The sequence below is a fragment of the Sideroxydans sp. genome (genome assembly GCF_054604835.1).
The window spans coordinates 1-24,228 of sequence record NZ_JBTSFG010000001.1 but is presented as its reverse complement, the minus strand read 5'-3'; the positions used below and the strand labels follow the sequence as shown (position 1 = coordinate 24,228).

Below are 24,228 nucleotides of genomic sequence, written 5' to 3'. Positions count from 1 at the left end.
ACCTGACTACTTACTAACAAGATAGGGCGCAGGATACCGCAATTTGAGCATCAATGCAGTCTCGCGCGCCTCCATCGCCACGGCTTCCCTTTGTTTTTCATGGTCATAGCCTTGCAGATGCAAGGCGGCATGCAGCGTGAGATGGGCATAGTGCGCGAGCAATTCCTTGCCCTGCTCCTTCGCTTCGCGGGCCACGACGGGTGCGCAGATGACCACATCCCCGTACAAGGGATCGGTATCGTCGTAGACGAATGTCAGCACGTTGGTGGCGTAGTCCTTACCGCGATAACTCGCGTTCAGCGCACGGCCTTCGATCTCGTCCACGATGCGCAGCGCCATGTGCACATCCTGCTCCAGCGCCACCTTCACCCAGCGCCGGAACTGCTGACGTGTCGGCAACTTCCCGGCATTGCTGGCGTATTGCACAGACAGCGAAAGTTTGTGTGCTTCGCTCATGCCGCCTCCACTACTTCGCCGCGCAATGTATGGTTTGAAACCGCCGTGATACGCACATTCAAATAGCGGCCCAACATGCCGGGCGAACCCGCAAAGTTCACTACCCGGTTATTCTCGGAGCGCCCCGCCAATTCACCCGCACTCTTCTTGGAGATACCCTCCGCCACCACACGCTGCACCGTGCCCACCATGCGCTGGTTGTGTTCCTGTTCCAGTTCGCTGATGCGCGCCTGCAAGCGGTGCAAGCGCGCCATCTTCACCTCTTCCGGCGTGTCATCCAGCATCTCGGCCGCAGGTGTGCCCGGACGCGGGCTGAACAAGAAGCTGAAGCTCGCATCGAAACCGACTTCTTCAATCAGTTTCATAGTCGCCTCGAAATCGGCATCCGTCTCGCCGGGGAAACCGATGATGAAGTCCGAAGAGATAGCGATGTCAGGCCGCGCGGCACGCAGCCTGCGCACAACGGATTTGTATTCCAAAACAGTGTAGCCGCGCTTCATCGCAGCCAGCACACGATCCGAACCGGACTGCACCGGCAGATGTAAATGACTCACCAGCTTGGGCGTATCCGCATAGACATCGATCACGCGCTGCGACATCTCGCGCGGGTGCGAAGTGGTATAGCGCAAGCGCTGAATACCATCCAGCGCGGCGACGGCGCGCAACAGGAAGGCGAAGTCCACCGTGTCGCCGTCGTCAGTCACGCCCTGATAGGCGTTCACATTCTGTCCCAGCAGGGTGATCTCACCCACGCCCTGTGCAAGCAGTTTTTCCACTTCGCGCATCACATCTTCGAACGGACGCGACACTTCCTCGCCGCGCGTAAACGGCACCACGCAGAACGTGCAGTATTTGCTGCAGCCTTCCATGATGGAAACGAATGCCGTGCCATGCGCGGTCTGCGAAGCAGGCAGATGGTCGAACTTCTCGATCTCGGGAAAACTGACATCGATCTGCGGCTTGCCGCTGGCGATGCGCGCTTTGATCAACTCGGGCAAGCGATGCAAGGTCTGCGGCCCGAACACCACATCCACATAAGGTGCTCGTTTGACGATGGCATCGCCTTCCTGACTCGCCACACAACCGCCGACACCGATCAATAAATTCGGATTCGATTGTTTCAAAGACCGTGCACGGCCAAGGTCTGAGAACACTTTATTCTCTGCATTCTCACGAATGGAACAGGTGTTGAACAGGATGATGTCCGCCTCTTCCTGCTTGTCCGTCTGCTCCAGCCCCGCACCCGCCAGCATCACATCCACCATCTTGTCCGAGTCATACTCGTTCATCTGGCAGCCATAGGTCTTGATAAACAGTTTCTTCAAAATCTCTCACCTTCTTGCGGCATCCGATGCCGTAATAACCTTCAAGCAAACAGCCTTTTCAAACAAGGGCCATTCCCGACTATTTCACTAATATAATCGCTGCGGCTTCGAGCCATACGAATGTTTCGTACGGCAGCCAGCATTATTATTCAGGGAAAGGAATAACAATATGTCGTTCATCGCAGATTTCGCATCCATCGGCGTCGCAATCTTCTCCGTTGGATTCTCCATCTGGATGGTGATGCAACTGCTCGCCAAAGAGTAAGCAGCTCCAGCTTTGACCGGGCTCTCCCGCCCGGTCCAAAAAATCACAGGGTTACCCATAACCTGCCTGCGTTCAGACACGCCGGGCTGGTATCCCTATGCACAAAGCATTTGTGCCACGCATAGTTTGTGCTAGCATTACCCCCGTAGTTTTTGTTGGTATGTTCAACTTCAATAGGAGGGGTAAATATGTCTTTCGTCGCAGATCTCGCTTCCGTCGGCACCGCAATCCTGGCAGTCGGCTTCTCACTGTGGATGCTGAAGCAACTGTTCTCTGATTCCGAGTAATCGACTTTACAGTCGGTACAAATGAAAAACTCCAGCTTCGGCTGGAGTTTTTTTTATTTGGTGGGATAGGTGGACTTAAACACTTTTCCGATGCGATTGATTTAATTAAATTAAATATGTCGCAAAGTCGTCAGTTGCCCCCAAAGTTGCCCCCAAATCGTAATTCAAACGAACACGCACTTGAACCTTAGACCACGCTCACTTTCAGCTGACTAAATAATACACTCTTCTAGTAGTCAAAATAATACCTAAATTGACATTGAATTACGGTCAAAGCTACCAACCTCATCAAACATTTCGTTTCTCAAAATTAAACCTGCAATAGAAAGGTGATTGTCGTTAATCACGGCGAACTGCGGCCCCCTATCCATTAGTCCACTATCTTCATACACGTCAAGATGACCATAGAGCATCCAAATGCCACGATTTCTCAAAAAGGAATTGGCCAACATTCTGCATTCGTATTCTGGATGAATAACATTTCGTACATTTTTCCCAAGGATATCGATAGTTTTGTAACGAATTTTGGATAGTTTTTGGATAGCCTCAATTGCCTTCGCGGACTGACTTTCAACCCGCTCATCAAGATTAATTGTGCATTCGACATCACCAGAAATTCTTACACAATAAATCACCCCATCATTACCAGTGTAATAACCTGCCACAACTTTATCCTTTGTAAGGTACACAGCAGGACCAAATGGAAGTTTTGTCGACGCAAAGGACATATCTAGCTTCGACAAAGAGGTATGTTTAGAACCGTGGTAATAAATATCATCAAACATAAAGTCACTTGCCAATAAGTAGTACAAATTCGGCTTTAAAGATTACTAATTTCACTTTTCCAGAATATCAAGCTTGGGTAACCCGCCCACGATCTTCATCGTCTCCAGACTCACCGTTACCACGCGCATGAATAGTTCCAGCGGATAACGCGGGTTTATCATCGTTTCCACTGCCCATTCGTTCGCGTCATTGACGATGCCGCTATCCTTGTCTGTCTTCACACATTGACGCTCCACCACCCAATCCAGTGCGGGCTTGCCGTTTACGATGTAGTCGTAGGCTTCTAGTGGGATGCCAGTCAAGGTGATCTTATCGTTGTAGTGCAGCGTAGTGAGATCCTTGACCTTGCCGGCTTTGCCGTACTTCATTTTCTCCACGCGATAGTCAACATCAGCTAGCTTGCCGCTGCTTTCAATCTTGAGCGGATAAGGCTCTACCTTTTCGTAGTTCAGGTGCAGCTCGGCCAGTTTGCGACCCGCCTTGGAGAACAACCAGAAATCGGCGGCGGCTCTCACGGGTGGGATGCGTGGGACTTCCTTGCTTAAGTTGTCGGCGTAGCGTTCGCGGTAGTCTGGAGAATGCAATAATCCATAGACGTAATAGAACACGTCCTCCTTGCCGATCTTCTCGCCAGAATATGCTGACTGGAAATGCGCTAGCCCCCCGTCAGTAAGAGCGTAGCGGCGTAGTCTTTCGGCATGAGAGGGTGGTGTGGCAAAAAGTCCTGCTTGTGCCGTAGAAGTCTCAGTTACTTCTGACTCGTCATAGAAATACAGAGGAAAACATTGCCCTTTTTCTAAATTATCAAGATTAGGTAATGTATCCGTAATCAATGTAGAAAAGCCACTTCTTGCACCAACACCACTCACGCAAATCAATCGGTTTTCGGCCTCCTGACTAGGAAATAGCTTGGGCATTTGATAAACAACTTCATTGAATTCTCGATTGAAATACATCCATTGCTTTGTAAATGGACGATACAAAGAGCGAACAATCGATTTATTACTAAATGATTTAACTCGACCACTGACGATCGCATTTTTCGCAGCCAACGACCAGCTAATCTTAGAGGCGTCATTACTAACGAAACTATTGACGTCTGGATATTTATCCTTTGACAAACCTTCAATCGCCTTTTGGTACCGCACCATCTCTAAATTATAGAATTTTACGGTTTCATTCATATTCGCGGACAGGTCTTGTCGAGAGAAGTTATAACACCATGCGTCTCGATTAGTCACCACGCCATTTGAATAAATTTCAAACAGTGTAGCTTGCGTAATATCTTTTTTACTTCCCAGCAGAATGTAATTGTCGAATCCTGATTCCCGTTGATTTATCCAGTCATTGTGTTCATCTGGAGAAATTTTCTGCCAGTTTTCTACACCACCAACACCTCCAAAACGAACAAACGAGTCAATTTTCTTTAACTTCTCATCACGACCAAGGTCGTCACCAATGTCGCAATAGTGAATTTGACAGGGCATATTTGCATTGGGATTTTTAACAAACAGGGTAATGGAAATGCCAGTCATGCTGCCACTCCCAAAAATATTTTGGCCCTCCTTGGCGGCTCCCTTGCTCAGCATGTTCTTACGAATATCACCTCGCAAGTTGAGCACGTAAATATTGGAAAACTCTTGCTGCAAACACTTACGCATACCTTCCATAGCAGGCTTCTCAATAAAGCCACTACCAGAAACATAACCAACAACACCACTCTCCCCAATTCTCTCAGTCGCCCAACTTATTGCTTTAACATAGGTGTCATAGAGCGACTTCTTACCCCCCTTGCCAGCATCCTTTAGATAGGTCTGAGCAATGCGCTGATCTAGAGAGTGATAAGAGACATTTTGGTTATTATCATTCTCATTTTTTTGACCGGAAGAATACGGTGGATTCCCCATAACCACCCGAATATCGAGCTTCTTCTGCCGCTTGCGACGGGCACTGTTCTGCACCAGCAGTGTGTCCACCAAGTCTTCTTTTTCGTAGAGTTGAAAGGTGTCGGTAAGACAGATGCCTTCGAAAGGCTGGTAGTTGCCGCCGACGATGCTGTGATACACAGCTTCGATATTTATGGCAGCGATGTAGTAAGCCAACAGCACGATTTCATTGGCGTGGATTTCGTTCCGGTATTTGTACGGCAGTTGTTCCGGAGAAATTAACCCACTCTGCAACAGACGCGTGATGAACGTTCCGGTGCCTGTAAACGGATCTAGGATATGAACGCCTTCACTACCTAATGACTGGCCGAATTCAGTTTTCAAGATGTGGTTAATGCTATGAATGATGAAGTCCACCACCTCCACCGGCGTATAGACTATACCCAGCCGCTCTGTCATCCGGGGAAAAGCGTTGCGGAAGAACTTGTCGTAAAGCTCTACCACGATTTTTTGCTTGCCGGCGGCGTTCTCGATACCCTCGGCACGCATCTTCACGCTGTCGTAGAACTTTTGCAGCGTGTCGGCTTCTTTATCCAGATTATGCTCTTGTAAGATGTCCAGCACGGCTTGCATAGCCAATGACATGGGATTGTGCTTGGCGAAACTGTAGCCTTCAAACAGTGCATCAAATACGGGCTTAGTGATAAGGTGCTGCGCCAGCATTTCAATGATTTCGCCATCAGTGATGCTATCGTTCAGGTCATCGCGAAGTTCTGCGGCAAAGGCGGAGAAGGCTTCCCGCTCTATTGTGTTGTCCAAGTTTTCCAGAATAGCGGTGATGCGGTCGATGTGGGTGCGGGCAATTTTGGCGATGTCATTTGCCCAGTCTTCCCAGTGGTGGCGGTTGCCAACCTTTTGTACCAGTTTTGCGTAGATGGCTCTCTCAATTTCGCCAATCTCGAATTCCAGTTTAGATTTTTCTGAAAATTCCCCTCTATTTTTTCTTTCCTCAGGTGTTGCTCCAATGACATAACCACTTTTTCCTGCGTTGCCGTTGTTCTTACCCTTAGGCGCCCTCTCTTGCTTCTTCTGGACCTTATCGGTAATAGCAATGACTTCCATCTTACTGGTGTCGCGGCCTATTAAGTCCAGCTTGTTCACCATCGCATCAAATCTGTCATCGTGCGAACGCAAGGCTTGCAACACTTGCCACACCACTTTGTAGGTCTGGTTGTCATTCAATGCCTCATGTGGCTCAACGCCTACCGGAATGACAACTGGCAGGATGACATAACCGCGTTTTTTGCCGGGTGCATTACGCATGACACGGCCAACGGATTGCACCACGTCCACTTGCGAATTGCGAGGAGTCAGGAACAGCACTGCGTCCAAAGCTGGCACATCCACGCCTTCGGACAAACAACGTACATTGGACAGAATGCGGCAGGTGTTATCTGGCACTTCAGATTTTAGCCAGTCAAGTTTGGTTTCCTTTTGACCGGCATTCATGCTGCCGTCCACATGCTCCGCTTCGCAGGTAAGGCGAGCGACTTGCTCAAATTCCTCTGTCTCCTGATAGGCTTCGACTACGGCCTGAAACATGCCAGCGATTTGCTTGGAACTAACCTTGTGTGTCTTGCCCCCCTTGGCGACTTCAATTACCTGACAGAATGCGACGGCACGTTGCATGGCGGCATAATCGCCCACGAGATCATCAGCCAGCCCTTGTTTAGACAAAGCCTTCCAGCAGCCGATGATTTTTGCAGCATCGTCCACCTTGAGCTGATTGTCAGGGTCTTTTAATAAGTTCTGAATGCGGCGATTGACGTGCGTTTCTTCTACGGCCAACACAATCACCTTGTAGTCCACCAGCAAGCCGCGCTTTACCGCTTCCGAGAAAGTGATAACGAATAGCTCTTTGCCATACAGGTTTTCATCATCCATCGAGCACAGTGCCACGTTGTCCTTCTCGGCGCTAGCCTTGGCAACTTCCCCATAGATGCGCGGCGTGGCGGTCATGTAGAGCCGCTTGGCTGAGCGAATGTATGCAGCATCGTGAACCCTGACGAAATTGCTTTCATCTTCGGTATCAAACGTCGCGCCCGTAGTGCGATGAGCTTCGTCGCAAATAATCAGGTCGAAGTTCTCTAACCCGTGTTCGTGCTGCGCACGGCTGATTACGTCAATGGAATGGTAGGTGCTATAAACGACGCTCATGTGCTGGGCATCATGGCGCTTTCTCATTTCTGTCACCAGCCTCGCCGGTTCGGTGGTTGCTGGGTAACGCAGTTCATGCGTGAAGGTTTGAACAGTGTCGTCATCCTTCTTGCGCTTCTTTCCCACGTCACTATCGGAACATACGGCAAAGCTGTGCAGCGGAGTTGCGCTTTCCTGCGTCCATTCTGTCAGCGTTTGCGACAGTAGATTAAGACTTGGAACTAGGAACAGCACGCGCTTACCTGCGCCTGCCAACTCTTCGGCTATTTTCAGAGCGGTAAAGGTTTTGCCCGTACCGCACGCCATGATGAGCTTGCCACGATCTGCATCTGATAAGCCGCGCTTTGCCGCATCAAGGGCAAAGCGTTGGTGGTCGCGCAGTTGCTTCTTTGTCTTGAGCGTCGGCTTCGATTTTGCGTGGTAGTAGCTCCAATCAATCTGGCTGCTCTCTAAATCGTGCAAGTCTATCTTGCTGACGGGGGGCTGCTGGTTTTGTAGCGCATCCTCGGCATGTTCGCTCCACTTGTCTGTGGTGGCGATGATGATGCGATGCGTGAAGGGCTTTTTGCCAGAGGCAGTAAAGAAGCTGTCGATGTCGCCTTTTTGCAGGCGGTAATCTTCAGCATAAAGTTTGCACTGGATGGCGTGATATTCAGCCGTGCCGCTTGTTTTGGCGACAAGGTCAATGCCGGTGTCGCGCTTATCCAGTCCTTGCAACTCCGCCCAATCGCTATACATCCAAACTTCGCTGTATAGGTCGCGATAGGTGGCTTCGTTGCGCAAGTAGCAGAGAATCAACTCTTCAAAGTAAGTACCCTTTTCGCGTTCGGTGGTGGCAGCTTGGCGATAGGAATCGAGCAGCTTTTGCAGTGAAGTCATCATCTGTATGTTTGGTAGGTTAGATAATTCTGAAGCATGAGTTATGGCGAGTATTGCGCACTGGCAAGCCAGTATATCGCACCAATTTTAGGCAATAACCAGCATCGTGCGAATGTAGCAGCCGCATTGGGGAGACCACTCAAATCTTTCTAAAAGCTCCAACTCCTTTTGTAACTGCCTAAATCCTTTTCCTATCGAAAGTTGAACGTCAATGAACTCCAAGCCCCGCACGCGTAACAAGATCTAATACCTTCCCTCCTGGAACAAGACTGATGGACGCATGGCGATGAGCCAGTGCAATAGGCACTACAGCATTTTCGTAAAGATCAAACTCAAAGTATCTGACTAACGAAAAGGCTCTAGCGAGTGACTCACCATAATTAACAGAATCCACCTTTTCCTTGGCAAACTCAGCCGCGTTCTGCTTATTGGAGAACGGATATGGAATCCCAACAGTGAAAATACGACCAGATTCAGTCTTGAAAATAAAATCTTGTCCGTAGTAGGTTTCATGGCCAAAGTTGGCATTGAGCATCTCATTACCCCTGATGAATTCGGCACGGTAATCATCATCAACGGGGCGATATGAACCTGGGGCGACAAAGCGACTTATCGATCTTGCGTGTTCCATCACCTGCCCATCTTTTTGTAGGCCGACTATTATCGGGGGCGTCAATCCCATGCGAATTAGCTCGGTGGATACATGATGATAGAAAGCCATCAAGGGGGCGTGAACCTTTGCAGGCTGTCCAAAGATCGCCAAGGGGCCATCAACGATGAAACCCATATTGGATAACCCCACTGGATCAACATCCAATAACGTCCTAATGCAGCTTGCAACCAACAAGTGTTCAGTCACATTCATGAATCTAGTCATGGCTGAAGTATTGTCACCAAAATCGCTCAGCTGCTCGTGCAGACGTAGTGTGTCGGTGAGGAATACCTCTTCAGAGCAAATTGTGCATACATGTACGGAATCGACGGACGTGAATTTGAACGGACTGGCAGGAGCATCTCCGCAGGATGGACATTTCTTCAACTCCATCTGCCCGGCACTAATAAAGAGAAGCGTATCCGCTAGTGAGTAGCGTCCATCTGTCTTGAAATTGGTGCGACTATCTTTGTATTGCTCATAAACAGCCTTTCGGAAGCCGTCCCTGACTGTATTGGCACCTTTATACCGAATATTGCTACCAGGCAGCGTGAAGGCGATCCCATTTGCGTTTCGGTGCAGTTTTGCTGCCTTAAATGGGTCCACATATCTTGTGCCAGGTTGGGTCAATGCATCAAATTCCTTAAGATCCACTAAAACCAAGCTAACTTTCACATAGCCAAGCTGAGTGCTTGGAAATTTGTCCGTCAATGGCTCCGAATATGGACTTGCATCTGATGCTACGACCTTTACTGGCAGCCTGTCAGAGTGTGGTGCTGGAATAAAAGCATTAGCGATTTCCTGACCATCAGCCTCACTGGGCTCTCGCATGTAGACACAATTTTGTAGGAAACTTTCTACGTCCGGATTCTTAACCAAATCCATGTGGCCGCTCTTACTACCCCGCTCCCTGTTATATGGCACTTGGAGCTCCGGAATTTGCTGCTGCAATCATTTGCAGTTCGGCTATTAAGTCTGCCGGCGTGAAACGTTTGATTTGCGTCGGCACAACAAATGGAGATGAAAGTGTTTTAATGCGCGCGAATCCAACATCCTGGGCCGTTTTGAGTGAATCTTGGAAATCAGCGAAATCGTAAAACTTGCCCAACGCTTTTAACTCGTCATCATTATTGAGATGCGTCACAAACCAGTTTTCAGTGTTAGCCAGAATATTTGGGTGAATCGAGGAGGGCTCCTGTGTCGCATACACAAATGCAATTTTGGCCTTAGCACCCTCCTTGGCGATTCTTGGCCAAGTGGTGGTTAGCGCCTCTTTCTTGCCAATGAGGTTATGCGCCTCCTCCACGTAAATGACCATATTCTGTGGCACCTTGCCCTCATTCATTTCTTTAAATGAACGCTCGAATATCTGGCGGGCGATCCTTTCAGAGAGTACAGATCTGACTTCAACAGGGCCGGCTGAAAGGTCCAAAATTACGACTTTCCCATTCAGAAGGTGCTGAATTACTTCCGAGGTAACATCTGCGGAGCGGCGACTTGAATGGTAAGGTTTGTATTTCACAATCGCTCGGTATCCGCCAAAAGACATGCCCTTACTATTTTCGCGAGCTAAAATATTCAAGAACGATTCGAGGTTAGGATCCACCCATGAGTTTCCGGCTGTGCTGGACTTAAGTCCCAGAGGTGTTTGATTAGCTTCCTTCTGAGCTTCCTTAAGGCGCAAATTGAAAGTTCTTATGGTTTCAAACCAGCCATTCGCCTCTGAAAGACTTACTTTGTCAGATGCTGGAATAGAAACTTGGATTGGCGGCGTTTGGGTGGCCGCAAAATCTTCTATCTGCTTAACGATATTTTTAGATTTTGGAATTTTTACCAAAAATGCGCTTGGCGCTGGGTATTGCGCTTTATGCAAGATGCATTGAAAAACCGCTTGCAGCACCTCCCACCTATTATGCTCGCCTCGATCTGCGGCATCCGGCTCCTCAAGGGTAGAAGACATGAAATTGTCCAAATCCTGCCCAGAAAATGGTGACGTATCTGCCCGAAATAAGGCTTGAATCAGGTTAAGACCTTGCTCCGTTTCAGCATAAAAGTTGGTGCGTAAATCCTCAAAACCAACAGTCTCGATTGCACGATATCGAACACAGTCAGAGCCAAATACATCAGCAATGGAACTCCCATCATCCTGATGGTTTGCATTGGCATATTCACCATTGATGTCAAAAATAATCTGCCCAACTTTTATCCCGTCGCGTTTTGCAGCTATGGTTACAGCTGCAACAGTGGTTTTAACAGTGTTGGATTTACCTGTTCTTGTCATGCCCAGAACCGCTGTTCTACGGGCCAGAAAATCAGAAGGCTGAATTTTTACCGGCACCTTTGGTTCAGTAGCACTTCTATGCAGTCGCGCTGTAGACGTATATCTAACATCTCCAATTTCAATCGGCGTTGGAAGTCCTTTAAAACCAGACTTCTTTGCCTCCTCTATGCTCTTGGCAAGCACTTCCTGGTTAACGTGATTGACTATCTTGGAAAGTGCATCGCCACGAGGCTTAAATACGCGAAGGCGGGTGGAGCACATGTAGTTTTCAACATCACTACCTAATCGAAGCTGTCCATTATCTAAATAGAAGGTGCCCAAAACACGGCACTTGAGTCCACCATATTGGAGTTCCGCGTGCGTCAATGGATCTAGCCCGTCATGAACGTCGTCTCCGAACAATTCCTCAGCAGTCCGGCGTTGACTGTGCTCGATGCGCGTCCTAACCATATCCATATCTTGAGGAAGATTAGATGGACCAAGAACTCGCAGCAGAACCACTTCTTTATCGAATTCAAGAGCATTCGCAAATTTTTCGGGGTCAAATGAGGCTGCAATTAGGAAGCTGTTGTGAGGTATACCTGCAACCCGCTCTTTCCATGCATCGTTCGTCAAAACTAAAGCTTCTTTGAATCCCATGCCGTAGACATATCCGATATGGTTTGTTTTCGGATCCGCAAGTAGAGTGGCCAGCGGATTTACGTCCGCCATAATCTTATTCAGAAGTTCCATGCTAGTCCCTTTTTTCATTGGCTATCTAGGCTAAGGCAAAATCGATAACGTTAGGATCGATGAAAGGAATACGAGTTAGTTTGACTTCGTTGGGTTTTACAAAAGTTGAATTCCTAACGGTTAGTCCACTATGAATCACATCTCGTTGATCAGGTGCTGGCAGTTTATATAGATTTGAATAGAGAACCTCCCTGCCAACATGTGATGCGCCCCCCATGGGGTGCGTAGAATAAGTGCTATCAATAATTCTCGCGTTCAATGCGTGACCTTGATAAAGCGCCCTGACCGCTGGTGCGTCATCATAGGAAAGCATCCAAGAAGCTTCCATAGCAATCAGATAGTCGCGCAATCGGTCGTGTTCTGCACTATCGAAATAGTAGCCGTAGAGCTTCTCCGCTTTATGATAGTAAGGAGGATCCAAATAAAAAAAGGTGTTGTCTTCCGGAATCATCTCTTCGCAGAATGTCTCCCAACTCTTGTTGCCGACAACTATGACTCTGTCCCTCAGCTTATTTAATTCACGTATCCTAGCTGCGAGTCGCTCACGGTTGAACCTGACACCAACTGTCCGCTTGATTTGATTCCAGCCGCCTAGTGGGCCTGCTCGATGGAGAATGCCGTTAAACGAGGTGCGATTGAGAAATAGGCATTTCAGCGCCGATTCTCTTGGGTTGGCTGGCTCAAGGGATTTTTGCCGGCGCCACTCATCAATCGTAAGTGGGACCCTCAAGACTTGATCTATAAGCCAGTCCGAATGTGTTTCTGAAAAAACCACATCCCAAAGATGAGCAATCAGAGGGTCTGCATCGTTGATTGCAACATAATCAACCGAGCCGGATTCAAGAAGCGCAATGGATGCACTTGCTCCACCACAAAATGGCTCCACAAAAACACAACCGCGAAGCCCATTAAGACTTATAGCTCGTCTAATAAAATCAACAAAACGAGCTTTGCTGCCCGGATAACGAAGGATACTTCTAGTAGCAGTTGACAATTTTTCTCCGTATACCGTTGGACTATCAATCAATCCAGGACGTAAATTATTGCGATGTCAATCTGACATGTAAATTCAGCAATATTCAAATTAAAAAATGGCAAGCAGAATTGCCTACTAAGAAGCAATCAACCCGCAGTCGGGTAAGGTACGGCCGTCAACTACTTGCCGCAATAGCTCTTAATTTTCTGGACAAGTAACACCAGCATCCAATACATCAAGATTGAACACTAGCAGCAATATCTCCTAATAACCATATGCCGAAATATATAGACCGGCTCAGCCTTGTTTATATATATAGCTATAGCTGCCGGTTCAGGGTGACAGATTCGGCCTCTACCGGCCTCGCACCACCATGAAAAAAGTGACCGCATCTTACTACCACCATTTGCTTACATATTATTCCCACCACAAGCGTTGCTCGCCGCAAGGCAGCCGGGGCGGGTTAAAAACCAACCCACCCCACCAGCCATAAGCATAGGTCGTTTCATGACCGTCAAGGACAGGCGGCTTCGCCGCTCGGCTTGGCGACCGTGGGTGTGCTCGGCCTTCGGCCTGCGCGCACGCCGCACCATCGCCACCGATTCCTTGACCGTCACTACACTCCCATATCCCATGACGTATCACCCACATCCGGCTTGATATTCAATTCAGCTGGCTTGCGCTGATGGTTGGCGAAGTCATACTTCACACCGAGCTGGTCGCATATTCTGGCTGCCCGCTCCAGATAAGCATCATCCCCGAACAATTCCACCGGATCACCTACAGACTTAATCAACTCACCCAGTTGCTCATCGGTCAGCCGCTTATGCTGTGGAAATGTAATCCCGCCATCACTTCTGCCTATTGCGACGGGACTCACATTTCCGGCCACGAACCAGGCAGGCGTTTTGAAGCCAGCGTTGTGTACTCTTATGAGCCCTTGTGAGCTACGTACGCCACAAGGCAGATTGTCAAAATATTGACGAAGGTCGCTCCCATTATCCAAAGCGCGATTTTCCAACCTAGTCTCTTTCCCATTTGGACGAGTATTGCTTGGTGGCGATTGGTTAACCTCTCTTCCTGCGCTTTGAACATGCGGCTCATCTCTGACTTCATCGTTGCATTCAGTCGGTCGATCTGTTCCTGCAGTGTCATTGCTTGCTGTACTTTCTGCGCTGCGTTGCTTGGCAGCTTGTTCAGTTGCTGTAATTTGCTCATAAGTTATCCTTTTCTGAAGACTTGCCCATCCAAACTCCTTGCCGACCTTTGAAGCTGGGAACGGTATCCCTTCGTATACGAACGAGAAGCCAGATACCTTTCCAGTCGTGGCCGATGCATTCAGCCGCGCCGAGATACCCGCTAATGCCAAACGATCGATGAGTTGTTCAATGGTCGGTTTGTCGATGAGTGCTTCTTCCAGCGACCGTCTGATCTCCAATCTGGGTGGGAGCTTGCCCGTCCGCTGCCCCATCTCGATTTCGTTCTTGGTCACATCGACCAATACCTCACCACGCGGAAATAGCTGTAGATTGAACTGGTCTTCGATGACGGCCTCTGCCGCCTGTAATCGCAAACCAAGATTGGCTTGGTCATGCACCCGACCATCCACTGAGACTCGACAGAACACCAGATGCACGTGATCATGATTCGCATCGTTGTGTCGGGCGCATACATATGGAAAGGCTTCGTCCAAACCGATCTCATCCAGAAGTGTTTGGACTATCCCTTGCCACTCTTCCAAGCTTCTAGGTGTGACAACCGGTGGCAGGCTCAACGAGAGATGCCCAACCGGACTCTGGATATCAGGGCGTAATCGTGCAGCGACCATCATCGTCCTGGTGATTGCATCGCGAGGGCAGTTCGTGAGTACGACCTCTCCCCCTTTCTTTGGATTCGTGGCATAGGCGACACGCGCACCGAATTGTTTGCCGTTCTTGAATCCCTTAATGGCAATCCCACGGCCTCGACCCTGTGAGCTACCTGATGCATTACGTAGCTTTTGACGCGCATCTGAGTTTTTACCGCGCTTCACTTGGCTGCCCCGATCAACGCGGCACGGAGCTGATCCAACATTACGATGATCTGCTCCACGTCGAGCGCTCCACCCGTATTGAGATGGCGGACCAATTGATTCAAGTTCGCTGATGCACGAGATAGTTCCGTCCATGCAGTTTGATTCAGCGCAGGAATCGCTGGAGGCATCTTGTTCATGAGCAGATACCTCAACACCTCAGCGCGACTCAATCGCCCCCGGATATCATCCAGAAGGCGAAGCTCCTCATCGTTCAGCATGACCTTCACCTGATGCGAGCGAACCTCCTCTACGGACGGTTCATCCTGCTTGCGCTTGGAAAGAAAGTTACCCATCAGGATGTCTCCTTCCAACACGATGCATCCCCATCCGACCGAAGGGAGGATGGGCAAGTCAGGCGCGTCCCAGCAGGGACCACGCCTACGACTTGCCTAGCTACCTTCTGGTGAGTTTCTACCCCTCTATATTCGACAGAACCTGTTGGGCTAACCGACCATTCGTCATGATGACTCTTTACCCACTCCTGAATGACAGACCAGCGCCAAAGACGAGACCTTCCGACCCGAAATCCCGGTGGGAACCGTCCATCATTGATAAGCTGGTAAATAGTGGTTTTGCGAAGACCACAGATGCGTTCAACTTCTGGCAATCGGAGAAGCCTGTCCGTCCTCTCGCATTCGTTTTTTTCCTGCATGATGTATCCCTTGTCATTGCGCGAAAATCATTCGCATGTAGACAGGCATACAGGGACCTAAAATATTTGTAAAGTTTGTGAGAGATTATTCCGGGCCACAGCTTCAACAAACTATTTTTTAATGTTCTGAACCTGTGTCGGTAGCACCATTCAGCCGAAGTAATAAAGACAGAAGTTCGGTTAAAGCTGTCGGTCTGAATGAAAAATCCAATGGCCGATCTACACAAAATTCCGGACGTCCTCGGAGCTGGGCCTACACCTAAATTGATAAGGAAATGGGTATGGAGCATGAGAAGAAAGTGAAGTCTCTGAGTGTTTTCTTTGATACAGAATTCACGCAGTTCAGGGACATGGAACATGAGCCGAAGCTGATCAGCATCGGCCTTGTGTCTGAAGACGGTCGCGAGTTCTATTGCGAGCTGACTGACACCTATCAAAAGAGTGATTGCAGCGATTTCGTGCTTGACGTTGTGTTGCCGCTTTTGGATGGCAATAACCTGCTGATGGAAGCACAATTGGCTTCTAAGTTGAAAGTCTGGATCGAAGGACTGGTGGCGGAAGAGGTGGTGCTGCGCTGCAACTCACCAAGTTACGACTGGGAGCTCGTTGCAGGTTTGTTTAACTTTTACGACTGGCCTTCAAATCTGCGCAAGAAGTGCGGCACTGTCGATTTTGACAAAGCACGGCAGACGCATCGCTATCAAATCGGATTGGCTATATTCTGGAAGGGTAACTCTGAACAAATGCATCACGCTCTGATTGATGCAAGGTCGATGCGCTATGCATGGAATTATGGGCTAGCTGACTCCCAATGAAACTGGACTTTTCTTGAGCAGGTGGTGGCACAGGCGTTTAAAGGAAACTTGGAGGAACTGTGAGCTGGAAATAAAAATTCCGCTCTCGACCTTACATCAGCTGCCGCTTTCATAGTAATCAGAGAGGGCTGGCCTATATACCAAGCATTTCCTCTGGTAGCAGCGTCTGCATTGTTGATTGTCTTAATCTTCATTTCACTGCCCCTTCGCGGGAGTACGAAGGCTGAGAGAGCGGAATTTCGGAGCGGGTTCATGATTGTTATTCTCAGATTCTTCCGACGCTGATTGCCGAGAAGACTCCTTTTGCGCCCCCCCTCTGTGGTCGATATGCCTAAAACGCACCAAGGTAGATATGAATGGCTTTTATCCCCTCTAGGCGAGAGTGCCTTATCTGCTGCACACCAGAGTTCGTTAGACAGCAGTCCTATTTTTTGGCCATACCGGACTTTGGCAGTTTGTTGAAAGATTGAGTGTGACCTGAAATTCGCGCTATTTCTATTTCGGAGGGGCAGTCATCCATTTTGAGCGCAGCTCAGTATTACTTGATTTAAATCTCCTTAGGTATTCTCTCAATCATTCATGTTAATGTGACTTGCAGATAGAGCCCATGACTCGCCAGGAAAGCGGAGCACAACCAAAATGAAAACTGGGTTTATGATTTACTATCATGGCCCAAAATATAAATCTCCAAAATAGTTGAAGGCTCAGCTCCCGAGCATTTTTATTGGATAATAGCTCACCTTCTTAAGGTGCCAAAACATGTCCACACACGCAAGAAATGTGACTTTACCGAAGCTTAGCCTCACGGCATATGAAGTTCGCGCGAACGCTTCGAATCAGTTTCTCCAGGCTCCTGATGCGATGAACCAACTCAGATACGGGTTTTTCGGCGAAGTTGGTGGATTGCTTTCGGCTGTAAAGAAATCGCGTCGTGAACTAGGTGCCAAAGAGCGGGATACGGTCATGGAGGAACTCGGAGATGCACTCTGGTATTTCGCAACTATCGTTCGACTGCACCACCTCCAATTGGAGGCCGTCGGCGAAGCGACACTTCTGGATCTGCAACGACGCTTGAATGTGCTGGACCACCAGAGTGCAGCCGAACCTTTGACATTTTATGAGTTTGATGAATTGCTTGATTTTTGTCATGGCAAATTGCCAGAATCAAAGGACAGACTTCTGTGCAACCTAGCCGCTCATACCGGCGAGGTGGTTGCGCATGATGCATCCAAAGGAAGTAATCCTGGCACTCATTCGCCCAATAAACTGCTATCTCAAATATTGGCAGACATGATGATGGTCGCTGCAATCTTCAATTTGAAGATTGATGATGTGGCGGAGTCGAATCTGAAGAAAATTGAATCGCGCTGGCCGCCCGCTGGTGCAAAGCATATCGATCTTTTCGATATGAATTTTCAGCCTTACGAACAACTGCCTCGGAAAATGACTGTCCATTTCATTGAGCGCGAGCTCAATGGTAAAAAGTTTGTCGTTCAACAACTCAATGACGTCAACATCGGTGACAGATTGACTGACAATCGTATTGAGCCTGATGGATATCGTTTTCACGATGTTTTTCATTTGGCCTACGTCGCCCATCTTGGTTGGTCTCCGGTGCTGCGCGGCCTACTCAGGTACAAGCGGAAAAGCGATCCAATCAAAGATGAGAATGAGGATGGGGCACGCGCAATGATTATTGAAGAAGGAATCGCGACCTGGATCTTCAACCACGCATTCCAACGTGATTACTATGCCGGTGTGACGAAAGGGAAGCTGGAATATGGTCTATTGAAGCAGGTACAAGACATGGTGAAGGGGTATGAAGTGCAAAGTTGTCCCTTGTGGCAGTGGGAACTTGCAATTTTAGACGGCTTTAACATTTTCAGGCAGCTTCGAGATGCTGGGGGAGGCTTCGTACATGTCGATCTAAACCAACGCACCATACGGTTTGAATCAGCTTCATTGGAGGCCGTCTCCCCAACCACCAGTGGCAGCGTCGAAGAGACTGGTCAATGAATCCTCGTAAATTTGTTAATGCTCTGGCTGATATTCGTTTGGAGAGCGTCTTTAATCCTTATGCTGATCGATGCTCTATACACGACCTTGCCAACGGCCCCGCTGTTCGAAGAAGCAATCTACGAGGATACTTAGCAGCCATTGAGGCCCTTGGAACTGACACGATTTGGATGGGGCGTGATCTAGGCTATCGCGGCGGGCGAAGGACTGGGTTGGCGCTGACCGACGAGCGGCATTTATCCGAAGTCTCCTGCAGCTACCCCGGTACGTCTCCAGGTCGTGCGACTCGTGGCCCCCCTATCGCCGAGCGCACAGCTGCAGAAATATGGGCGATGGTTAGACAAATCGAGCATCCACCATTGCTTTGGAACGTCTTTCCGTTTCATCCGCATGAAGCTGACCAGCAATTTTCAAACCGGCGCTTTAATGCACGCGAACTTGCCATCGTGAACGACCTAAATCATGAGCTGATCGCTTGGTTGGGCATTCGACAAATCATCTCTATTGGACGAGATGCAGCAACGTACGCGTCAAGTTTTGGTGTCGAAGTTGAATGCGTCAGACATCCTAGTTACGGCGGCATCAGAGAATTTCGAGCAGGTATACAATATTTGTATGGAAAAGAATTGCGCCCACCGCAAGCGTGGCAAAAAGTCCTGTTTTAACGACGTAACGCTATTCGATAAATGTACGAGAGCAACTACGAGGTTATATTGAAATGACTACATCTGGCCAGCGAAGACATCTCTTTATCAGCCATCATCATCAAGATGATTCATTGGTCGATAAATTTACCAGCCTACTCGGCGGAAAAGGCTGGGACGTCCGTAATAGTTCGATTCGCGCGAAGCCGGCAAACCAAGACCGGTTGGATCGAGGTATGGTCAAAGATGTAGTAATTCAACGCTTACTCCGCATGAAGATATCTTGGGCATCTACAGTTGTAGTCTTGATAGGTGAAAAGACACACACAAGGCCATGGGTTAATTGGGAAATTGATCAAGCGAATGCCCAAGGTAAAAGAATTGTTGGAGTGTTTGAAAAAGGAGGAAAGGCGTCAGACATTCCAAAGAGTCTCGAAAAATATGCTTCAGCAATAGTTGGGTGGAACGCGAACAGTATTCAAAAAGCAGTCGATGGAGGGGAAAATTCATTCGAAAATCCAGATGGTTCAACTCGCTCACCTGTAAACGTATCCGTAACATCTAAGTGTTAAACATGTCGAAGGCATATATGTACGTGGTGGATCGAGATTTCGGATTTGCCCCGAATCCATTTCACAATTTATGCACACTGGCGACATGTAAGCCAAGAATACGGCGAGTAGCCAAGAAGGACGACTGGATTATTGGAATGGGAGGGGGGCGGTTACGTGCAACCGGCCGCTGCATATTTGCGATGAAAGTATCTAAGTCGATTACTTTCAACGAGTATTGGACAAACCCACTCTATCGAGACAAAAAGCCAGTGCGCAACGGCAGCAAGAAAATGATGGTTGGAGATAATATTTACCACCTAGAGACTGGTATTTGGCAGCAACTGAATTCTCATCATAGTTATCCGGACGGCTCTCCAAATCCTCATAATGTAGAAAATGATACCCAGACCAACGCCGTCCTCGTATCAGAATATTTCTTCTATTTTGGCGCTGCCGCCATCGAAATCCCTCCAGATATACTTCGGGGAATGGATTATGTAAATAGGCGTAATCACAGAGTCTACGTTCTTGCGGATGCGCGGCTCCTAATTTCATATATTGAAAATAACTTTACGCCCAATAAATTACTTGGAGATCCTTTTGATTTTGAGGCAGCAAGCTCAAGATACTCTTCTGCAGACAACAAAGTCACAGTTGATGGTTAAATGAAATAACCTAAGAGATTTACTCTTGTTTGTGGGTTTAGCCATATCAGCGCCTAGGGCACAGGTACTCGACTTGTTTCTTGCAAGCAATGTGAGACCGACGAATCGATGGCTGAGAACACTATGCCTTAGTCGGCTCGAGCATGTTACTGGCAAGCTGTCTGAACCAACTAGCGACATCTTTAGGGTGTTTATCTTTGGTGAGTAGTGCAGGCGAAAATGCACCTTCTGCTACGTGCACACCTAATTGTCGATAGGCTTCAAACTGTTCCTCGTCGTAGAATTGATCAATAGTGGATTGATGAGGAAACTCGGGATTTATCGTGCGATAACGTTTGAGAATCTCTGTCTCATCTCCTGTAAGCGAAAGTTTGAGATATAGCATGAGCCCAATCTCCGCTGGTTGTTCTGGTCCTGTTGCTGGATAATGAATTCTGAGTAGATGTGAATGCGTTCGGCTGTATTTCGACTGAGGATCCAGCCGTATATCATCAAGCCTCGGCTCTAGGCGAACACCGAAATCTATCTGTGCATGTCGTACTAGCGTCAACTGCCCCTCGAAGGTGGACTGGGAATCTGCTTCACCATCCACGCAGACGATGAACTTGCATCGTCGTCTGAGCAGTTCATAAATCCCCATGTTTTCTATATGTCCTCCGTCAGATAGGTTCAGCCAAGAGCTTTTCTCAGTCATTCCAGCGCCAGTCATTTCACGCAGAAGACACAAAAAACCTGGCACCCCTTTCTGCATAGTTTTTGGATTTGCAATCCAGAAGCCTAAACGAACATTGAGCAACGTCAATATTGCGGAGAGACTTCGTAGCGTACTTCGCCCCATCTGGGGTGACGCAGCTGCTCCAGAAATGGCCATGGCTGTCGCAAGGTCTACTTCTTTTCCATTGCTTTTCCATTCAGCAGTCTGGGTGTACCCAACTGATGGCGCACCAGACCAGCATTTAGAAAATAGAAAGAAATCCCCTCTGCGATCCCTTAGAACGCGATTTTCACTAGAGGGCAAATTAATAGTTGTATTTATCAGATGATAAGGAGCTCGATGCTCCGAGTTGACAGCGCTTAGTGGCAGATTTATGGCTGCACCGTCAGTATCTTGAACGAAAGTCTTTGAAAGCTGATCCCGATACAGTTTGTGAAGCCCGGTTAAATTCACGTTCAGAAGTAATAAAGCTACAGCTCCAGATAAAGTTGCGAGTGCAATCAGGATAAGGTTTCCATTTACATAGTGAAGGGGGCCCCATGACGTTGGGTCAATAGGTTTGTTGCCTAAAATGCGGAGCAGGTAGAAAGCCGCCAATGCGAGCAAAGGGACAATAACGCCTGCTGCCAAAAGAACTCCATTCAAAATTACCTTCTTGGCGGAAGGAGTGTTGAATATTGGCACAAACCGAACGATTGCTGGGGCTGTAATAACCAAGGCAAGCATATATACAGAGAGCGAAAAGTTCGCGGCCAAGGTGGTTGCAAACAAGGAATAACCCCGTTCAACTGAATAAAACGCTAACGCCAGCAGCGTTAGTCCAGCGCCCCATGCGAGCATCAGACTTCCCAACCTTGCACTGGCGCCACATCGTAGCGCTATGCCATAGACCATCACTGAAATGACCGTTATAGCTCCTAGCATTGCAGCGGCAACCAGCCATATTTCCGCTGATAAGTGCAGCGCAACATAGTTACTTGCCAATGCTAAGATTGAAAGGATGCAGAGCGGCGCTGTCCAGTTGAGCAATAGTCCTGCAATCGTGCCAGTAACCATCAGCCAGCGCTGCTTCAAGTCGTCCGCACTCAAATACTTCGCATTTTGACGAACATGTCGGATTGAATCGGTATCGGGACCATAAGGTTTGCCAATGTCCTTGAAATCGTTACCTCCTCCTACGCTAGAGGTAATCAAGGTTCCGGTATAACCGCCACCTGAAACGGTTGAGATGTAATCAAAATCTCTCATGAGGCCACGCTCAGCAAGCACTTGGACGACTCCTAGGCAGAAGGTCGCCGACCGAATACCGCCGCCTGAGAGTGATATTCCTACAGCGTCTGTCCTGTCCGCTTTTTCAATCTGGTAAAACTTGCGACGGGCGGCGATCTCCTTTGCTTCCGCATTGTTAATCTCAGCTGAATTTGAAATGGCACTTGCAGCAGAGATTTCCAATCCAAACGTAACAGGCGAGAAACAAAGATTAATCTCCTCTTCGCTGATGACGGCTGGAGTCACTTCATCGGGCAAACTTTTTCCATAGGCCATCATTTGCAAGGCTTGAGAAAATTCGACGAGCCTAATCTGCAGCGTAGCGAGATCGGCACGGAATTCATTCGCTCCATCCTTTGAATCCAATAGACCTGTTTTGTGCGCGCGATGCCACTTCGCTGTGACGGGTCTTAGATCAACATTCAACATGTTGGTCGTAATCCGTGCGAACTCTTGACAGCCAGGATTTTCTTTCATCGCTTTCCTCGCTAAGCCAAAGATTTCCCAGAGGCTTTCGAGCGCCCTCGTCTCCACACCGTATTGATAAGGCAACGGTTGCACCGCGATACGCGTTCGCAATTCAGAAAGCAGGCAATGCGCCGCAAGTTGATCCGGTGAAAGTGGTGTTGTACTGATCATCCTAATTATCTCCTCAATTCAGGGATATCCTAATCGGCAGTCGGACGCTTTCCCCCTATGCGCTCAGAATATTTTGCTTCTCTCGTGACCATGCGTCTTCCTACCCTTACACCGAAATTGCCTGAAGAATATACGGTGATATTACTTAATTTATAGGTTGAAAAGTATGACAAGGATACGCTACGCAGCTAATTCAATAGCATGCTGGAATCGATACGAATGATGCTGATTATGTTACTGCGATTCATGGACTACTACCGGCGATTTACCCAGCAATGCTGGTAGCATATAAACTTCCAAAGTTAAAACGGAGTAATTCGAAGCAGTACGCGGCATTTCAATATCGCTGCGTGATGCCATATTGACCTTGGTTGATCAACCAAGGACGAGGCTTCATGTGTCTGTCAAACTTTTGAGTAGGAGAGTCGTATGTCGTTCTATACAAAATCAGAGGCACGAGCTGCGGCAACTAGTGCTATGACACTTCAAAAGAGTGCAGGCATGACCTACAGCCGAATTTTGAATGAGGAGAAGGCTGCTGCCAAAAACACTGACACCTTCGACATATTTCTGTCGCACTCCATTCGTGATGCCGAAATTATTGCCGGCGTAAAAAGATTGCTGGAGAAGCAAGGATTTAAGGTATACGTTGACTGGGTAGATGACCCCCAACTCGATCGTAGCGCAGTGTCGAAGGAGACTGCCATGGTCTTGCGGCGGCGCATGAGGCAATCGAAATCATTAATTTACGTAGCTACGGAAAGTGCGAGTTCCTCAAAATGGATGCCTTGGGAGTTGGGATATTTTGATGGCTTCAAACCGGAAAATGTTGCCGTGCTTCCTATTCTCGACAACGAAGGTGATCCTTACCCTAGTCAAGAATATCTTGCCCTCTACCCTGTAGTACAAAAGAGTACATATTCGGATGGACGGAGCGATGTCTTCGTTGAAGACGTCGGCAACAAATGGTCAACGCTTAAGAACTTTGGGAAAGGCCAACCAAATTGGATGCAATACACCCGCAACTAAACGACCTGAATGGTTCGCGAAAGCCTACTCTGGATTGCTCTGATTAATGAAATCTTTCCCATACCCCATTCAGAAACCGTGATCTTCTTAAGAGTTAGGTGAATCCAGATTGCGCGGTCTTGGTTGAAAGTCCATTATGGGAATTGCGAATAGCAGGAAGACGTCGAATGCAACGATTCAAAAATAAGTTGGAAGCAGACATTGCAGCAGAATGGGCCGACAACCTTTTCATAAAATTGCCAAGGCCCGCTTAGGCCGATGAAACGACGTACATGAAGATTTTAAAGCTATAACCGCAATCTAACTTAAACTTTGTGGGGGTGTAAAAGATTTTGTGTAAACGGTCATAAGGCAGGAAACTGCCATCACATTGAAAGGAGTGGAAATGACCGTATTACAGAAGAAGCCTTCGCC

The 24,228-nt window shown here is 48.2% G+C and carries 17 protein-coding genes; 6 read left to right on the top strand and 11 right to left on the bottom strand.

What is annotated here, in order from left to right:
* Nucleotides 1-6 precede the first annotated feature (6 nt).
* From ybeY to ACYCZ5_RS00040, 10 genes are all read right to left on the bottom strand, one after another.
* Nucleotides 7-456: an rRNA maturation RNase YbeY gene (gene ybeY / locus ACYCZ5_RS00085; protein ID WP_461542733.1), complete on the bottom strand. Its 450-nt coding sequence runs from the start codon at nt 454-456 to the stop codon at nt 7-9.
* Nucleotides 453-1,784 (bottom strand): tRNA (N6-isopentenyl adenosine(37)-C2)-methylthiotransferase MiaB, encoded by a 1,332-nt coding sequence (miaB, locus tag ACYCZ5_RS00080; protein ID WP_461543341.1) that lies wholly within the window; start codon nt 1,782-1,784, stop codon nt 453-455. Before miaB ends, ybeY begins: the two co-directional genes overlap by 4 nt.
* Before the next feature lie 797 nt (nt 1,785-2,581).
* Nucleotides 2,582-3,118: a hypothetical protein gene (locus tag ACYCZ5_RS00075; protein WP_461542732.1), complete on the bottom strand. Its 537-nt coding sequence runs from the start codon at nt 3,116-3,118 to the stop codon at nt 2,582-2,584.
* Between the two features lie 51 nt (nt 3,119-3,169).
* The gene (locus ACYCZ5_RS00070) at nt 3,170-8,104 is read right to left on the bottom strand and encodes a DEAD/DEAH box helicase (RefSeq protein WP_461542731.1); all 4,935 of its coding nucleotides are present in this window, start codon (nt 8,102-8,104) and stop codon (nt 3,170-3,172) included.
* A gap of 205 nt (nt 8,105-8,309) precedes the next feature.
* Nucleotides 8,310-9,638, bottom strand: coding sequence for a hypothetical protein (locus tag ACYCZ5_RS00065; RefSeq protein WP_461542730.1), 1,329 nt, complete (start codon nt 9,636-9,638; stop codon nt 8,310-8,312).
* A 28-nt stretch (nt 9,639-9,666) separates the two neighbouring features.
* Nucleotides 9,667-11,766, bottom strand: coding sequence for an ATP-binding protein (locus ACYCZ5_RS00060; protein ID WP_461542729.1), 2,100 nt, complete (start codon nt 11,764-11,766; stop codon nt 9,667-9,669).
* A gap of 25 nt (nt 11,767-11,791) precedes the next feature.
* Nucleotides 11,792-12,760 carry a DNA adenine methylase gene (locus tag ACYCZ5_RS00055; protein ID WP_461542728.1) on the bottom strand — a complete coding sequence of 323 codons (969 nt, stop codon included), beginning with the start codon at nt 12,758-12,760 and terminating at the stop codon, nt 11,792-11,794.
* Nucleotides 12,761-13,358: 598 nt separating this feature from the next.
* Nucleotides 13,359-14,774 (bottom strand): relaxase/mobilization nuclease domain-containing protein, encoded by a 1,416-nt coding sequence (locus tag ACYCZ5_RS00050; protein WP_461542727.1) that lies wholly within the window; start codon nt 14,772-14,774, stop codon nt 13,359-13,361.
* Entirely contained in the window at nt 14,771-15,109 is a 339-nt protein-coding gene (gene mobC / locus ACYCZ5_RS00045) for a plasmid mobilization relaxosome protein MobC (RefSeq protein WP_461542726.1), read from the bottom strand. The genes ACYCZ5_RS00050 and mobC overlap by 4 nt, the downstream gene beginning before the upstream one ends.
* Nucleotides 15,109-15,468, bottom strand: coding sequence for a helix-turn-helix transcriptional regulator (locus ACYCZ5_RS00040; protein WP_461542725.1), 360 nt, complete (start codon nt 15,466-15,468; stop codon nt 15,109-15,111). Before ACYCZ5_RS00040 ends, mobC begins: the two co-directional genes overlap by 1 nt.
* Before the next feature lie 281 nt (nt 15,469-15,749).
* Between ACYCZ5_RS00040 and ACYCZ5_RS00035 the strand changes: the two genes are divergently transcribed.
* The 5 genes from ACYCZ5_RS00035 (at nt 15,750) to ACYCZ5_RS00015 (ending at nt 20,162) form a co-directional block, all read left to right on the top strand.
* Nucleotides 15,750-16,283, top strand: a complete 534-nt coding sequence (locus tag ACYCZ5_RS00035; RefSeq protein ID WP_461542724.1) for a 3'-5' exonuclease family protein — start codon at nt 15,750-15,752, stop codon at nt 16,281-16,283.
* Between the two features lie 759 nt (nt 16,284-17,042).
* Nucleotides 17,043-18,299: a hypothetical protein gene (locus tag ACYCZ5_RS00030; protein WP_461542723.1), complete on the top strand. Its 1,257-nt coding sequence runs from the start codon at nt 17,043-17,045 to the stop codon at nt 18,297-18,299.
* Nucleotides 18,296-18,964, top strand: a complete 669-nt coding sequence (locus tag ACYCZ5_RS00025; protein ID WP_461542722.1) for a uracil-DNA glycosylase — start codon at nt 18,296-18,298, stop codon at nt 18,962-18,964. Before ACYCZ5_RS00030 ends, ACYCZ5_RS00025 begins: the two co-directional genes overlap by 4 nt.
* 53 nt (nt 18,965-19,017) lie before the next feature.
* Nucleotides 19,018-19,515, top strand: a complete 498-nt coding sequence (locus ACYCZ5_RS00020; protein ID WP_461542721.1) for a TIR domain-containing protein — start codon at nt 19,018-19,020, stop codon at nt 19,513-19,515.
* A 2-nt stretch (nt 19,516-19,517) separates the two neighbouring features.
* On the top strand, nt 19,518-20,162 hold the full coding sequence (locus ACYCZ5_RS00015) for an Nmad2 family putative nucleotide modification protein (RefSeq protein ID WP_461542720.1): 645 nt from the start codon (nt 19,518-19,520) through the stop codon (nt 20,160-20,162).
* Nucleotides 20,163-20,283: 121 nt separating this feature from the next.
* On the opposite strand, the gene ACYCZ5_RS00010 is transcribed toward ACYCZ5_RS00015, so the two are convergent.
* Nucleotides 20,284-22,785, bottom strand: coding sequence for a patatin-like phospholipase family protein (locus ACYCZ5_RS00010; RefSeq protein ID WP_461542719.1), 2,502 nt, complete (start codon nt 22,783-22,785; stop codon nt 20,284-20,286).
* Nucleotides 22,786-23,214: 429 nt separating this feature from the next.
* On the opposite strand from ACYCZ5_RS00010, the gene ACYCZ5_RS00005 reads away from it, so the two are divergent.
* Nucleotides 23,215-23,814, top strand: coding sequence for a toll/interleukin-1 receptor domain-containing protein (locus ACYCZ5_RS00005; RefSeq protein ID WP_461542718.1), 600 nt, complete (start codon nt 23,215-23,217; stop codon nt 23,812-23,814).
* The last annotated feature ends 414 nt before the right edge of the window (nt 23,815-24,228 follow it).